Origin of the sequence: Amycolatopsis coloradensis, from assembly GCF_037997115.1 — a bacterium.
GTDB lineage: Bacteria > Actinomycetota > Actinomycetes > Mycobacteriales > Pseudonocardiaceae > Amycolatopsis > Amycolatopsis coloradensis_A.
Genome location: NZ_CP150484.1, coordinates 8,844,288 through 8,858,992, shown reverse-complemented (window position 1 = coordinate 8,858,992; position 14,705 = coordinate 8,844,288). Strand labels below are relative to the sequence as shown.

Here is a 14,705-nt window from a genome sequence, read left to right as displayed (position 1 = left end):
GAAACGGATGCGCCTGATCTTTGCGCGCTGACACTTTCCGCTGTGCCGCAACGGTTCCCCGCTGGAACCGGCGGTTGATTGCTTTCCCTTTTATCCGTGCCGGTGACGCCTGCGCGAAAAGGGAGAGGTGTGCCAATTGTCTGGCGCTTCGGTAGCGAAAACAGGGAGAAAGAATGCTATCCAGCTCGCCAAAGTGGCGAAAAGTGGTGATCGGCGCCTTGTCGGTGGCGCTCGCCGTGGGCACGGTGACCTATACCGGCTCCACGACGACCGCCTACGCCGACGTCCAGGTCGTCAAGGATGCGAAGAAGGCTGCCGACGGCAAGGAGTACTGGGTCCAGAACCACCTGGTGTCCAAGGACGTCGCGGCGTCCCGGAGCGCGGACGGCAAGCGCAAGAAGTGGCTGCTGGTCTGGGCCGGTGACGAGAACATCGCCGACACCCTGGTCAAGGACATCAAGAACCTGCCGGGTTCGCTCGGTGGCGGCTTGAACAAGATCAAGAACGCGTTGCCCGGTCCGGACTTCCTCGCCGTGATCGACGCGACGCAGGGTTCCCCGACGTACGGCAAGGTCGTCAACACCGCCACCGTCGGGCCGCTCGTCGAGAACGAGCCGCACCATATGCAGTACGTGTGGCACAAGGGAGACACGATCTACGCCGGCGCGCTATTCGCCGCCGCGACGTACGCCTTCGACGTCTCCGCGTTGCCGCAACTGAAGCTCAAGGGCGTCAGTCTCCCGACACAGACCCTCGGCGGCTCAGTGCCGGACGCGTACTGGGTGCTCAAGGACGGCACCGCCTACGGCACCTACATGGGCGGCCCGGTCGTGCCCGGCCCGCACACCTACGCCAACGGTTCCACCGTGGTGGGCAACGGTTTCGCCGGTAGTCCCGGCGAGGTCGTCCGCTTCGACCAGAACGCGCAGGTGCTGTCGGAGTCCCCGGCGGCCACGCCGCAGGGTGACAACAAGAAGCTGTGCGACAACCTCCCGCAACTGGACAAGCCGACCTGCGCCAACCCGCACGGCATCCAAGCCCGTGAGGACCTCAACACCCTGGTCACCAGTGACTACGCCGAGCCGCGGAACATCATCCTCGACCCGGTGAAGCAGCCGTCGCCGTATCTGCGGCGGCCGACCGTCCGCACGTGGGACATCTCCGACCGCAACAAGCCGAAACTCAAGGCGGTCTCGTACCTGCCGGACGGTCCTCGCGCCGATCCCGCGGACCCGCTGCACGCGGAAAGCCGCGCGGTCATGGAGACCACGGTGACCAACCTGCCCGGCCACAAGGGCGCCTTCGCCCAGACCATGCAGGGCGGCGCGGTGTTCTACACACCGGACATCACCGCCAAGGAACCTCACTGGATCCAGGTGTTCGACGACGGCGCCGCCAACAAGGCGATCCACCCGGACAACGACTCCAACGGCGGTGGCTCCAACGGCGGCTGGATCCAGACCAGCCCCGACGACAAGTACCTCTACCGCGCGATCACCGGACGCTCCAAGGGCGCGCTCGGCCCGCACGACCCCGGCACCACCGGCGGCGTGTACGTCCTCGACATCCAGAAGCTGGTCGCCGCGGGCGACAAGGTCGAGAACATCAAGGGCCGGATCGACACGAAGGAGAAGTCCCAGCAGGGCGGTGGCGGCGACCTGCCGGCCGTCGTCGGCGCGGCGCCGATCAACCCTGGCACGCCCGGCGGCGGCCCGCACTGGGGCGCGTACGACAACTTCGTGCTCGGCGACGACGGCTACTACCACGAAACCGACAAGCCGCAGCACCTCGCGGTGTCGAACTACTTCGTCGCACGGTCCGGTTTGGACGGTGACCACAAGGTCAACCTGCTGGACCTCGGCGAGGACGGGAAGGTCGTGGTCGACCAGAACTTCCGGGACGAGTTCACCGGACAGGTCGGGATCAACTTCAACCGGAAGACCTGGCCGCACGGGTCCTTCGGCAACGCCAAGCCGCACTCCGAACTGTTCGTCGTGGCGGACGCGGATCTCAAGTAACCCTGCTCGGCGCGGAAGGTCGTGGGTGGCGGGCGCACCCCGCCACCCACGGCTCCGCCGATCTGTTCGGAGAAGCTCCCATGGATCACCACGTCATCCCGGCGAGTTCGGGTTCGACCGGAGTCGACATCGCCCTCGTCCTGCTCCGGCTCGGACTTCTGCTGGCGACCGCTTTCCTTGCCGGCACAGGGATCCTGCGCCCGCTGGTGGGTGAGCTGCCCCGACGGCTTCGGCTCACCATCGCCGTACTCGGCGGGCTTTCCGCCGCGCTCGCCGCGGTTTCCGCCTTCGCGACCGACGTCAACGTCATCGCGCTGATCGTGCATCTCGTGCTCGCGCTGGCCATTCCCGTCCTGATCCGCCGTCCGTCGGCGGGCCGCTGGGCGGCCCTCGCGCTCGCCGCATTGGTGGTGCTCGAAACCTCGCTCGGGCGGACAGGCGTCGAATTCGCCATCGACACCGTCTACGTCGCGGCCGCGGCCTTGTGGTTCGGCGTCACCGTTCACTCCGTCTGGGTACCCGCGGAGCAATGGCGCCAGACGACCTTCCGGCTCGGCCCACTTTCCCTGACACTGGGCGGAGTTCTCGTCGTCGCGGGCGCGGTCCAGCTGTTCTCCTCCGGTCTCGGGTTCGATCGCCGGATCTACGGCACGCTCTTCGGGCTCACGTTGCTGGTGATCGCGCTGTTGCCGATCGTCGCCACCGTCGTCGCGGGTTTCTTCCTCTCGGACAGAGAATCCACGCGTGCCTATCGGTTCGGCGCGGCAGCCGTGGCCGTCGGATTCGTCGCCTGGAGCGCCCTCGCGGCCATTCCCGAACCGCCCGAGCTCCCGGTTCCCGGTGTCGCGCTGCTCGCCGACGCGGCCCTCGGCGAGCAGCGGTTCCCCGTACTGGTGAGCCCGCAGCGGCCCGGCAAGAACCTCGTCCATTTCCCCGCGAGCGCGGGAGGAGACCTGTCCGCCGGAATCGAAGGCGGCCTGATCGGCAAGGCCATCGTGCGGCCCGGCGCCGAGGGCACCTGGGGCGAGGTCGACCTGCCGAGGGGGCGGAGCGACCTGGTCATCAGCCGCGGCGAGGAGAAGACGAAGATCGAGGTCGACGCGGGGGAGGAGCCAGGCCCCGCCATCGAGGACGCGGACGCGCCCGAGTGCGCTTCGGCGGCACTGGGCGGCCTGATCGCCGATCGCCGTGAAGCCCTCACCTCATGCCCGGCGGACGCGCTTTCCAGTGAGGACAGCGGTTCTCTCGTCAAACTCGTCGAATTCCTCGCCGGACGCAAGCCGTCCGCGCTCACCCTCGTCGAGGACACCTCGCCGCGCAGCGTGGCCGCCGCGAAGCTGGTCCGCGAGACCGCCGCGCGTTTCGGTCTGCCGGTGCAGACCGAGGCGGGCCCGAACACCGCGCTGGTCGTCGTGTCCGGCTGGGCGGGCGGCTACACGGCGATGACCCGCGCGGCCGAGTCCCAGCGGCTCAAGCCGACCCATCAATACGGCCTGTACCTGGCGCCCTGGCTGCTGAACGGGCCGATCGTCAACTCCGTCGCGAGCTCCTCGGTGCCGCTGAGATTCGACCCGCGTGAGCAGGTCGCCGTCAGCTTCGCCGTCGCGGCGGGCGACGCCTTCGGTGGCGAAAGTCCCACGCTCGGCGGCTTCCGGAGCTGGCTGGGCGAGCAGTGGAGGTCGATCAACGGCGACGTCCAGATCTTCGCGGCGGCCCAGGTCAACGCGATGCCGATGTACCCGGGCGAACCGCACGCCGTCGGGATGATCGCCGACCGGAACTACGCGGGGCAATGGATCCCCGACGGCACGATCGTGCCGGTCAGCTCGGTACTGCGGTGAAGGATTCCGCTCGATTCCAGCAGCGGTAAGGAAAAAGGGAGTAGAGATGAAGCGAATCGCGGCCCGTGTGCTGCTGCCGCTCGCCGTCGCGGGCGCGCTGTCCGGACTCGCCGGCGGCGTCGCCTCGGCCGACCCGCTGCCGGGTCTGCCCACCGGCGGCGGCGACCCCGCGGTCTGGCTGATCCCCGGCCTCGACCTCGGCGGACTGCTCGGACCGACCGTCCCCGTGCCCACCGACCTCCTCGCCCCGATCTACGGGATCATCACGCCGATTTCGTAAAACCGTTACCAACAAAGGAGAATCTCATGAAGAAGACCTTCGTCCGCGTGGTCACCGGCGCCGCGCTCGCCGGCCTCGTCGTGCTCGGCTCGGCCGCTCCGGCGCTCGCCGCGCAGGACGCCCCGAACGAGGTCGTGGTCGTCGACGAACCCGACACGAGCGACCTCCACAACATCTGGACGTTCGCGCCGCTCGGCGTCCCGGTGCTGGGCCTCGTCCAGTCGCTCAACGGCGTCCCCGGCCGGCTGCTGCCGTCCTGACTTCCGCGGCGGCGCGGCTCCCGGGGCCGCGCCGCCGCTTTCGGTGAGGAACCGCAGGCCGAGACCGTGGCCGTGGTCGGCGAGCCGACCGAGGCCGCGCCGTCGCGGGGACCGGACCGCACGATCACGCGGACGCTCAGCCAGGCACAGCCGCAGCCGGTGTCGAACGACTGGCGGATCGCGTACGAGCTCGCCGGGCGGGGACCGCGACCGTGGTCTATGACTCGAACGGGCTGGGGCTCGTGCACCAGGAGCTGCAGGTGTCGCTGCCGTGGCGCAAGGAGCTCACGTGGAAGAACACCGGCACGCCGCCGACCGCCCAGCTGATGGGGCAGGGCGAGGGCGCCGTCGAATGCCGGGTGGCCGTGGGCGGCGCCGTCGTCACCTCGGAGAAGTCGGCCCCCGGAGAGGTCGCCACGTGTGCCGGCCGCCTCGCCCCTCCTGACCTGCGTTTAGCCCCCTAATCGCGATCCGGCGCCCAGCGAAAACCGGTGGCCACGATGGGCAGAATGTAGCCATGACCTGGAGCTTCGAAGTCACCCCCGTCGATCACCCGGACGCCGCCCAGCTGCTGCGCGAGTACTTGGACGAGATCGCGTCGCGCTACTACGAGCGCCAGGTCACCGAAGAGGAGCTCGACGTCTTGCTCGAGGAGAACCACAGCCGCGACATGGTCCCGCCGACAGGTGCCTTCCTCCTCGCGCGACGGGACAGGGTGCTGGCCGGCTGTGCCGGTCTCCGGGTCGTCGCGCCCGACACCGCCGAACTCAAACGCGTCTTCCTGCGGAAGTCCGAGCGCGGCAAAGGCGGCGCGGCGCTGCTCGTGGCCGCCGCCGAGGACGTCGCCCGCGGCCTCGGGGCCACGCTGATCCGCCTCGACACCCGAGACGATCTCGTCGAGGCGAGGGCTCTGTACGCACGCCTCGGCTACGAGACGGTCGAGCCCTTCAACGACGACCCCTACGCGCACCACTACTTCGCGAAGTCCCTGGCCCCGGCGGTGCCGGATCGCGTTTAGCCCGCTAAACGCGACGCGGGCGCGGGGCGAAGGTCGCCTTGGCGAGGAGGGCACCGGCGAGGACGGGCGCCAGCCCGATCAGCAGCAGGAAGACGCCGGTGTCCTTGCCCTCGATCAGCGGATGCCACCACAGCGGCGTCACGGCGATGTCGACGACGTCACCCCGCTCCGGGAACGTTCCGAAGGACATCCACCGCAGGTCCTTCACCTCGTGCGTCTCGCCGTCGAGTTCGTAGGTGCCGTCCACCAGGTTGCCGTTGCCGCAGCTGGTGCAGCTCGAAGTGCTCGCCTCCGCCCGCAGCGTCGCGGTCACGGTGAGCCGCGCCTCGGGGGCGAGCCCGGTCAGCGCGGTCAGTGAGTTCACCGCGAGCGCCAGCCCAGGCAGCACCAGGGCGAGCGCGACGACCGTGCGCGCGACCAGCGACAGCGTCGACAGCGGCTGTCGTCCGGCCGTTTCCCGGCGCCGGTTGAGCGGACCGCGGAGCCCGGCGAGCGGGCCTCGCCGTCCGCCGAGCCAGCCGGCGTCGCTGGTGTCGGACGCGGCCGCCACCGAACGAAAGTCCGCGTCTTCCCAGTCCACTTCGGACGCCAGGACGGCCAGACGGCGCGAGTCGGCGAACATCATCTCTTCGGTCAGCGTCCCGGCTTCGGAGGTCCACAGTGAACCGCCGTGGAAGGCGACTTCGCGGACCCGGAACCACGGATCGCCTTCGAACAGCGCGCGGACGCCGGGGGAGAGAAGAGCCTCGGCGAACTCCGGATCGGACGTCGTCACGGTGAACCGGCGGCCGAACTCCGTGCCGGTCTCGAACCGCTGCAGCAGGGCATCCGGCTTCGGCGCCCCGACGGTGTTCCGCGTGATGCGGGCGTCCTCCAGCGGAGTGAACCGCTCCGGCTCGAAGGCACCCGTCGCGGGGGTGATGACGACCGACGGCACGACCGGCGTCCGAAGCTGGATCAGGGCGTACGTCCCATCGGTCAGGTCAGCTGTCCTGGCCAGTTCCGGGAAGTCCGCCGAGCCGCCGAGCCGGTACTCGACCCCGAGCAGACGGTGCCCGTTGTGGTCGAACTCGACCGCGGTCACCACCGACTCGGGCGACGCGTGGGTGACGGCGATCCCCCGCGAGGGGAGTACGCCGAAGCTAGGCTCACCGGATCCGTCGAGCCTGCCGATCCACGTCTTCTGCCGATACCCCCGCCAGGCCGCCAGAGCCGCGATGACCAGGGGGAACGCGAACCACAGCCAGCCGGGCACCGCGCTGCCGGACCCCGCCGAGAGCCAGTACAGCGACGTCTCGGAGACGAGGATCCCGCAGAGCGCGTAGCTGACGGCGGCCGCGGTCGGCCGCCGTCCGTCGAACCGGCCGCCGAGCAGTAACAGCACCAGGGCCACGGTGTATCCACCGGCGATGAGCCACGGCCCGGCCAGCTGATCGTCCATCGGGCGACCCTACTGGTCCATGTCGAGGTTCTCGCGCGTCTCCTCTTCGCTGTGGCGACCGCCGGTCCGGCCGTACTCCTGCGCGGTCGTGGTGTTCCTGGTGTTGTCGATGGCCTTGTTCGCGAAGTCGAACGCCGCCTTGCCCTGGTAGGCCGAACCCTTCGACAGATCGCTGGGGTTGACCCCGACCACCTGCTTGATCGCCTGGTTCGGCACACCCTTGAGGACGTCCTTCGCGGCGTCGCCGAAGGTGCCCAGCTGAGTCCCGGAGCCCTTCGCGAACGCGCCGACGATCGCCTTCTCCTGGCCGGGGGTCATCCCGACCTTGCCGGCCTTCGTCAGCTTCGAACCCTGTTTGACCAGGTCGTCGGTCCACTTGAGCATGAAGCCCATGAACTTGTCGAGCAGCTTGCCGAGTTTGCCGAGGTGCTTGGTGATCTTGCCCATCGCGCTCGCGGCCTTGGCGATCGTCGCGGTCATCGCGGCGGCCACCGACGAGCCGAGGCTCACCACCGAAGCGGCCAGCGCGGGCAGCCAGATGTAGATGGCCCAGGTGACCAGCTCGGAGATGATCGATTTGACGACCTCTTCGATGACGGTCATCACCATCGACCACATCTGCAGCGTCTCGGCCACCGTCCCGGCGCTGTTGCCGATGCCCTTGATGCCGACGGCGAAGTCGCCGAGCGCGTTCCTGGCGGCGTCGCCCGCGTCGCCCACCCAGTCCTTTAGGGACTCGTCGCCGGTCTTGACGAAGTCGTCGGCCAGCGTGACGAAGCCCTTGGCGATGTTGCCGAAGTTGCCCGCCGCGGTCTTGAGCGCCGGGCCGTCACCCGTGACGAAGTGCAGCGCGTCCTGCAGCGGCTGGATCAGCTCGATCAGGATGTTGAGGCCGTTGCTGACCAGCCAGCCGACCGGGTCGAGCACGAAGCTCGCGAGATCCGCGCCGGCCCCCGCGATGAACCCGGCGCCGTCCTGTACCAGCTGCCCGCCGGCGGCCACCAGGTCGCCGGGGCCCTGCGCGGTGCTGAACTTCTCGTAGGCGTTGGCGACGGTGGTGACGCCCTTGCCCGCGATCGGCACCTTCTTCGCCGCGTCGAGTGCGTTCTTGCCGAAGCTGTCGTCACCCGTGATCTTGACGCCGGCGGCGATGCTCGCCTTCTCGTCGGTCATGCCGTCCCCCAGCTCACTTCGGTCCGTCGATCTTGGCTTCGTACTTCCCCAGGGTGATCGTCGCGTCGTTTTCGAAGCCGTTGTAGATCGACGCCGCCTGGGTCATCTTCCCGGAGAACGAGTCGACCCCGGTCTTCATCAGCTCGAGGAGCTCACGCAGGTCGGCGAGTTTGCCGGTGTAGGTCTGCTTCACCGCGAGCCCGATCAGGCCCCACGACTTGTCCGTGACGTCCGCCTGGTCGACGAGATCGCCGAATTTGCCTGCCTCGTCCTTGTAATAGCCGAGCTTGTTGGCGTAGTCGGTCAAGGCCTGCGTCTTGACCGCGTGCCCGCCTGGTCCGGTCATCGGTGATCCTCCTCGTCGAACAGGTTCTTGAGGAACTGGTCACCGGCCGAGTTCCCGCCGGACGGCGCCGGCCCGGGAGTCGGTTCGTCCGACCGCCGGAGCACCGTCTCCTCGCTGAAGTCGTCTTCGTTCCGAGGGCGGCGCGCGGTGTTCTGTGGTGGCTCCTCCGACATCTGAGACCGCAGATCGTCCGCCGTGGTTCCCAGCGCTTCCGCTTGGGCTTCGAGGACCTGTTCTTCGACGTTCAGATGGAAGGCCCCGCCGAACCGCGCGTCGACGATCCCCGCCTGCTTCCGTGCCGCGTCGGCCACCGCGGTGTGCAAAGTGGACAGGATGGCGGCGGCGAGCTGTTGTGGTTGCTGCCGAAGGGCTTCCGGGCTGAGACGAATGTCCTTCACGGACCCGCCGGGCCCCGCGACGACGGTGACCGAGCGGTCCGGCGACGTCGCCACCGACTCCAGTTCCGCCAGTTCGCCCTGCATCTCGCCGACCTTCGCGAACTGCGTCTCGGCCTGTTTGATCTTGGATTGGAATTTCTCGAACTCGGCGACCAGCTGTTCGAACTCGGCCGACATGGAGCCTCCCCGTGCAAGTGCGTGTGACCGCTATCACCGCGGCCATCGTGACCTATTCACGGGTCTGACGCGATGGTGTGCTTTCCGGATCCATCCGGCTCACCCGATAGGGGAATAGGTAGCGTGGTCCGCCGAGCAGGGCGGTATCAGTACGAACGAGGGGAGGCGTCGTGGACGCCGAGCAGAAGGAAAGCAGCGAAGAACCCAGGCGGGGGAGTCACGCGGCGCCGGAGGGGGCACCCGTACATCCGTTGATCGACCTCTCCCGGGACCCGCATCCGGGCCGGGCGGACCACGCCAAGCCCGACGAGGAATGAAGGCCGTGCGCGCAGCGCCTCCGGTGAGGGCGATGGCGGGGGCCGGGATGGAGAACCGGCCCGAAACGCCGTTCCATCAGGGTCGCCGCGGCATGACGCCCGGCACGATATAGTTATCGACCCCCCGATTTGGCCGGTCCGGAAGTGGCCGGGTATCTTTGGAGACCGTGCCCGGCAGGCGTCGGGCCGTCCCGTGTGCCGTGCGGCATGGACGGGGTGCTCAGGCATCCGGTCCAAAGGCTTCGCCCACGCGGGATCCGACGGAAAATCCCTACGGGAAGTTACCGGTCGCAAGACCGTGACGCGGGCCGACACGCCCGACCGCGGGGGCCGGAGACAACACGTAGTAGCAAGATCGCGAACAGAAAGCTGGTCCATTGCCCACGATCCAGCAGCTGGTCCGTAAGGGCCGCCAGGACAAGGCTGCCAAGCAGAAGACCGCGGCCCTCAAGGGGAGCCCGCAGCGGCGTGGCGTGTGCACTCGCGTGTACACCACAACCCCCAAGAAGCCGAACTCGGCGCTTCGCAAGGTCGCTCGTGTGAAGCTGACCAGCGGCATCGAGGTCACCGCCTACATTCCCGGTGAAGGCCACAACCTGCAGGAGCACTCGATGGTGCTCGTGCGCGGTGGTCGTGTGAAGGACCTGCCGGGTGTCCGTTACAAGATCATCCGCGGTTCGCTCGACACCCAGGGTGTCAAGAACCGTAAGCAGGCGCGCAGCCGGTATGGCGCGAAGAAGGAGAAGAGCTAATGCCCCGCAAGGGTCCGGCCCCGAAGCGGCCGCTGATCTCTGACCCCGTCTACGCATCCCCGCTGGTCACCCAGCTGGTGAACAAGGTGCTGAAGGACGGCAAGCGGTCCCTGGCCGAGCGCATCGTCTACGGCGCCCTCGAAGGTGCTCGCGAGAAGACCGGCACCGACCCGGTCGTCACGCTGAAGCGCGCCCTCGACAACGTGAAGCCCACCATCGAGGTGAAGAGCCGCCGCGTCGGTGGTGCCACCTACCAGGTGCCGATCGAGGTCAAGCCGGGCCGCTCGACGACCCTCGCGCTTCGCTGGCTGGTCTCCTTCTCGCAGGCCCGTCGCGAGAAGACCATGATCGAGCGTCTGCAGAACGAACTCCTCGACGCGAGCAACGGCCTCGGCGCCAGCGTGAAGCGGCGTGAGGACACGCACAAGATGGCCGAGTCCAACAAGGCCTTCGCGCACTACCGCTGGTGATGACCGCCCGGCTGCCGATCCAAGCCTTGCCGGGCCCCAATTTTGAGACAGGGGAACACTCTCGTGGCACGTGAAGTGCTGACCGACCTGAACAAGGTCCGCAACATCGGCATCATGGCCCACATCGACGCCGGTAAGACCACCACCACCGAGCGGATCCTGTTCTACACCGGGGTCAACTACAAGATCGGTGAAGTCCACGATGGCGCCGCCACCATGGACTGGATGGAGGAGGAGCAGAAGCGGGGTATCACCATCACCTCGGCTGCCACCACCACTTTCTGGGCCGATCACCAGATCAACATCATCGACACCCCGGGCCACGTCGACTTCACCGTCGAGGTGGAGCGTTCGCTCCGCGTGCTCGATGGTGCCGTCGCCGTCTTCGACGGCAAGGAGGGTGTCGAGCCGCAGTCCGAGCAGGTCTGGCGTCAGGCGGACAAGTACGAGGTTCCTCGTATCTGCTTCGTCAACAAGATGGACAAGCTCGGCGCGGACTTCTACTTCACCGTCCGCACCATCGAGGAGCGCCTCGGCGCCCGCCCGCTGGTCATCCAGCTGCCGATCGGCGCCGAGAACGAGTTCGAAGGCGTCGTCGACCTGGTCCGCATGAAGGCGCTGACCTGGCGCGGCGAGGTCCAGAAGGGCGAGGACTACGCCGTCGAGGAGATCCCGGCCGAGCTCGCCGACAAGGCGGCCGAGTACCGGGAGAAGCTGGTCGAGGCCATCGCCGAGACCGACGACTCCCTGATGGAGAAGTTCCTCGAGGGCGAGGAGCTGACCGAGGCCGAGATCAAGGCCGGTATCCGGAAGCTCACCGTGAACCGCGAGGCGTACCCGGTGCTCACCGGTTCCGCGTTCAAGAACAAGGGCGTCCAGCCCATGCTCGACGCGGTCATCGACTACCTTCCGTCGCCGCTGGACGTCCCGGCCGTCGAGGGCACGCTGCCCGACGGCGAGACCGTCGTGTCGCGCAAGCCGTCGACCGAGGAGCCCTTCTCCGCTCTGGCGTTCAAGATCGCCGCGCACCCGTTCTTCGGCAAGCTGACCTACATCCGGGTGTACTCGGGCAAGGTCGCCTCCGGCGCGCAGCTGATCAACGCCACCAAGGAGCGCAAGGAGCGCATCGGGAAGCTCTTCCAGATGCACTCCAACAAGGAGAACCCGGTGGACGAGGCCCAGGCGGGCCACATCTACGCGGTCATCGGCCTGAAGGACACCACCACCGGTGACACCCTCGCCGACCCGCAGAACCCGGTCGTCCTCGAGTCGATGACGTTCCCGGCGCCGGTCATCCGCGTCGCGATCGAGCCGAAGACCAAGGCCGACCAGGAGAAGCTGTCCCTGGCGATCCAGAAGCTGGCCGAAGAGGACCCGACGTTCCAGGTCAACCTGGACGAGGACACCGGCCAGACGATCATCGCCGGTATGGGCGAGCTGCACCTCGAGGTGCTGGTCAACCGCATGAAGTCCGACTACAAGGTCGAGGCGAACATCGGTAAGCCGCAGGTCGCCTACCGCGAGACGGTGCGCAAGACGGTCGAGAAGCTCGACTACGTGCACAAGAAGCAGACCGGTGGTTCCGGTCAGTTCGCGAAGGTCATCGTCAAGCTCGAGCCGCTCGAGTCCACCGACGGTGCCCTCTACGAGTTCGACAACAAGGTCACCGGTGGCCGCGTGCCGCGGGAGTACATCCCGTCGGTCGACGCGGGCGCACAGGACGCCATGCAGTACGGCGTGCTGGCCGGCTACCCGCTCGTCGGGTTGAAGTTCACCTTGTTGGACGGCGCGTACCACGAGGTCGACTCTTCGGAAATGGCCTTCAAGATCGCCGGCTCCATGGCGATGAAGGAAGCCGCGAAGAAGGCCGGTCCGGTCATCCTCGAGCCGCTGATGGCCGTCGAGGTCACCACGCCCGAGGACTACATGGGCGATGTGATCGGCGACCTCAACTCCCGCCGTGGCCAGATCCAGGCCATGGAGGAGCGCGCCGGTACCCGTGTCGTCAAGGCACTGGTCCCGCTGTCGGAGATGTTCGGTTACGTCGGCGACCTGCGTTCGCGTACGCAGGGACGTGCCAACTACTCCATGGTGTTCGACTCCTACGCCGAGGTTCCCGCGAACGTCGCGAAGGAAATCATCGCGAAGGCGACGGGGGAGTAGTTCCCGTCCGCTCGCGGGCATAAGGAACACTCCTGAACGTCCGCAGCATCCGTCAAGAAACGAATCCCCGTCCGACAGCCACGTTGGCCGGTGAGTAAGCAAAACAGTCCAGGAGGACATTCCAGTGGCGAAGGCGAAATTCGAGCGGACCAAGCCGCACGTCAACATCGGGACCATCGGTCACGTCGACCACGGTAAGACCACTCTGACCGCGGCGATCACCAAGGTTCTGCACGACAAGTACCCCGAGCTGAACACCGCTTCGGCGTTCGACCAGATCGACAACGCGCCGGAAGAGAAGCAGCGCGGTATCACGATCAACATCTCGCACGTCGAGTACCAGACCGAGAAGCGTCACTACGCCCACGTGGACGCCCCCGGTCACGCGGACTACATCAAGAACATGATCACCGGTGCGGCGCAGATGGACGGCGCGATCCTCGTGGTCGCGGCGACCGACGGCCCGATGCCGCAGACCCGTGAGCACGTGCTGCTCGCGAAGCAGGTCGGCGTGCCCTACATCGTGGTCGCGCTGAACAAGGCCGACATGGTCGACGACGAGGAGATCCTGGAGCTCGTCGAGCTCGAGGTCCGCGAGCTGCTGTCCTCCCAGGACTTCCCGGGTGACGACGCTCCGGTCATCAAGGTCTCCGGCCTGAAGGCCCTCGAGGGCGACGCCAAGTGGGGCGAGAGCGTTCTCGAGCTGATGGAAGCCGTCGACGAGAACGTGCCGGACCCGGTGCGCGAGCTCGACAAGCCGTTCCTGATGCCGATCGAAGACGTCTTCACGATCACCGGCCGTGGCACGGTCGTGACCGGCCGTATCGAGCGTGGCCGCGTCAACGTGAACGAAGAGGTCGAGATCGTCGGCATCAAGGAGAAGTCGACCAAGACCACCGTCACCGGTGTCGAGATGTTCCGCAAGCTGCTCGACCAGGGTGAGGCCGGCGACAACGTCGGTCTGCTGGTCCGCGGTATCAAGCGCGAGGACGTCGAGCGCGGCCAGGTCGTCGTGAAGCCGGGCACCACCACCCCGCACACGGAGTTCGAGGGCTCGGTCTACATCCTGTCGAAGGACGAGGGTGGCCGTCACACCCCGTTCTTCAACAACTACCGCCCGCAGTTCTACTTCCGTACCACGGACGTGACCGGCGTCGTCACCCTCAAGGAGGGTGTCGAGATGGTCATGCCGGGCGACAACACGGACATCAGCGTCGTGCTGATCCAGCCGGTCGCCATGGACGAGGGTCTGCGTTTCGCCATCCGTGAGGGTGGACGGACCGTGGGCGCCGGCCAGGTCACCAAGATCATCAAGTGATTTAACGCCGACCCGGGGGTCTGATACACCCCCGGGTTCAAGGCGTCAAATCACGTGTGCGACACTATTCAGGTTGCTCGTCCTGGGGCGGCCGAACTCGTACTTCTTCGGAAAACGGGTTCCGGCCGCCCTAGTATGAGCGGCCACGGTCCGCGGAGCACTTCCTTCGGGTGAGGCTAGCGGGCAAGGGTGTTTGAGACGGCGATCAAGCATTTCCGCCGGCTCGATGCCTCCTCACGTTGAGGAAGACCAGGCAAGACGAAGATCCCGCGGGATCCGTCTGTGCGTCGGGCTCGACACGCCCGACCGCGTGGACCGGGGACAGGGCCGTTGAACTGGGAAAACCTCAGTCAGACTGAGGTTTGAAAAGACAAAAGCGGCACGAGACGACAAGGAACGAGCAGCCACCATGGCGGGACAGAAGATCCGCATCCGGCTCAAGGCCTACGACCACGAGGCGATCGACACCTCGGCGCGCAAGATCGTCGAGACGGTCACGCGCACCGGCGCCCGTGTTGTCGGGCCGGTGCCGCTGCCCACCGAGAAGAACGTTTACTGCGTCATCCGCTCGCCGCACAAGTACAAGGACTCGCGCGAGCACTTCGAGATGCGCACGCACAAGCGTCTGATCGACATCCTCGACCCGACGCCGAAGACGGTCGACGCGCTCATGCGCATCGACCTGCCGGCGAGCGTCGACGTCAACATCCAGTAGCAGCGGCTGGCGAGCGGC

The 14,705-nt window shown here is 67.2% G+C and carries 15 protein-coding genes; 11 read left to right on the top strand and 4 right to left on the bottom strand.

Annotated elements, in window-relative coordinates; genetic code table 11:
* Nucleotides 1-173 precede the first annotated feature (173 nt).
* The 6 genes from LCL61_RS41535 to LCL61_RS41510 all read left to right on the top strand — a co-directional run bounded on the left by LCL61_RS41535 (nt 174) and on the right by LCL61_RS41510 (nt 5,417).
* Nucleotides 174-2,018 carry a hypothetical protein gene (locus tag LCL61_RS41535; protein WP_340684768.1) on the top strand — a complete coding sequence of 615 codons (1,845 nt, stop codon included), beginning with the start codon at nt 174-176 and terminating at the stop codon, nt 2,016-2,018.
* Between the two features lie 80 nt (nt 2,019-2,098).
* Complete coding sequence (locus LCL61_RS41530; protein ID WP_340684767.1) at nt 2,099-3,859, top strand: hypothetical protein; 1,761 nt, start codon at nt 2,099-2,101, stop codon at nt 3,857-3,859.
* A gap of 46 nt (nt 3,860-3,905) precedes the next feature.
* A complete protein-coding gene (locus LCL61_RS41525) occupies nt 3,906-4,139 on the top strand; it encodes a hypothetical protein (protein WP_340684766.1) in 234 nt (77 codons plus the stop codon).
* Nucleotides 4,140-4,165: 26 nt separating this feature from the next.
* Nucleotides 4,166-4,399: a hypothetical protein gene (locus tag LCL61_RS41520; RefSeq protein WP_340684765.1), complete on the top strand. Its 234-nt coding sequence runs from the start codon at nt 4,166-4,168 to the stop codon at nt 4,397-4,399.
* 212 nt (nt 4,400-4,611) lie between these two features.
* A complete protein-coding gene (locus LCL61_RS41515; RefSeq protein ID WP_340684764.1) occupies nt 4,612-4,863 on the top strand; it encodes a hypothetical protein in 252 nt (83 codons plus the stop codon).
* 53 nt (nt 4,864-4,916) lie between these two features.
* Nucleotides 4,917-5,417, top strand: a complete 501-nt coding sequence (locus tag LCL61_RS41510; RefSeq protein ID WP_340684763.1) for a GNAT family N-acetyltransferase — start codon at nt 4,917-4,919, stop codon at nt 5,415-5,417.
* Nucleotides 5,418-5,421: 4 nt separating this feature from the next.
* Here LCL61_RS41510 and LCL61_RS41505 read toward each other — a convergent pair whose 3' ends face one another.
* The 4 genes from LCL61_RS41505 to LCL61_RS41490 are packed head-to-tail and all read right to left on the bottom strand — an operon-like array spanning nt 5,422 to nt 8,952.
* Nucleotides 5,422-6,858, bottom strand: a complete 1,437-nt coding sequence (locus LCL61_RS41505) for a hypothetical protein (protein ID WP_340684762.1) — start codon at nt 6,856-6,858, stop codon at nt 5,422-5,424.
* A 9-nt stretch (nt 6,859-6,867) separates the two neighbouring features.
* Nucleotides 6,868-8,031 carry a hypothetical protein gene (locus LCL61_RS41500; RefSeq protein ID WP_340684761.1) on the bottom strand — a complete coding sequence of 388 codons (1,164 nt, stop codon included), beginning with the start codon at nt 8,029-8,031 and terminating at the stop codon, nt 6,868-6,870.
* A 13-nt stretch (nt 8,032-8,044) separates the two neighbouring features.
* On the bottom strand, nt 8,045-8,377 hold the full coding sequence (locus tag LCL61_RS41495; RefSeq protein WP_340684760.1) for a hypothetical protein: 333 nt from the start codon (nt 8,375-8,377) through the stop codon (nt 8,045-8,047).
* On the bottom strand, nt 8,374-8,952 hold the full coding sequence (locus tag LCL61_RS41490) for a YbaB/EbfC family nucleoid-associated protein (RefSeq protein WP_340684759.1): 579 nt from the start codon (nt 8,950-8,952) through the stop codon (nt 8,374-8,376). Before LCL61_RS41490 ends, LCL61_RS41495 begins: the two co-directional genes overlap by 4 nt.
* Before the next feature lie 694 nt (nt 8,953-9,646).
* On the opposite strand from LCL61_RS41490, the gene rpsL reads away from it, so the two are divergent.
* The 5 genes from rpsL (at nt 9,647) to rpsJ (ending at nt 14,687) form a co-directional block, all read left to right on the top strand.
* Nucleotides 9,647-10,021 carry a 30S ribosomal protein S12 gene (rpsL, locus tag LCL61_RS41485; protein ID WP_003102113.1) on the top strand — a complete coding sequence of 125 codons (375 nt, stop codon included), beginning with the start codon at nt 9,647-9,649 and terminating at the stop codon, nt 10,019-10,021.
* Complete coding sequence (gene rpsG / locus LCL61_RS41480; RefSeq protein ID WP_007031033.1) at nt 10,021-10,491, top strand: 30S ribosomal protein S7; 471 nt, start codon at nt 10,021-10,023, stop codon at nt 10,489-10,491. The genes rpsL and rpsG overlap by 1 nt, the downstream gene beginning before the upstream one ends.
* A gap of 63 nt (nt 10,492-10,554) precedes the next feature.
* Nucleotides 10,555-12,654 carry an elongation factor G gene (fusA, locus tag LCL61_RS41475; RefSeq protein WP_034304237.1) on the top strand — a complete coding sequence of 700 codons (2,100 nt, stop codon included), beginning with the start codon at nt 10,555-10,557 and terminating at the stop codon, nt 12,652-12,654.
* A gap of 124 nt (nt 12,655-12,778) precedes the next feature.
* Nucleotides 12,779-13,972, top strand: coding sequence for an elongation factor Tu (gene tuf / locus LCL61_RS41470; RefSeq protein WP_007031035.1), 1,194 nt, complete (start codon nt 12,779-12,781; stop codon nt 13,970-13,972).
* A 409-nt stretch (nt 13,973-14,381) separates the two neighbouring features.
* Entirely contained in the window at nt 14,382-14,687 is a 306-nt protein-coding gene (gene rpsJ, locus LCL61_RS41465) for a 30S ribosomal protein S10 (protein ID WP_003102098.1), read from the top strand.
* Nucleotides 14,688-14,705 lie beyond the last annotated feature (18 nt).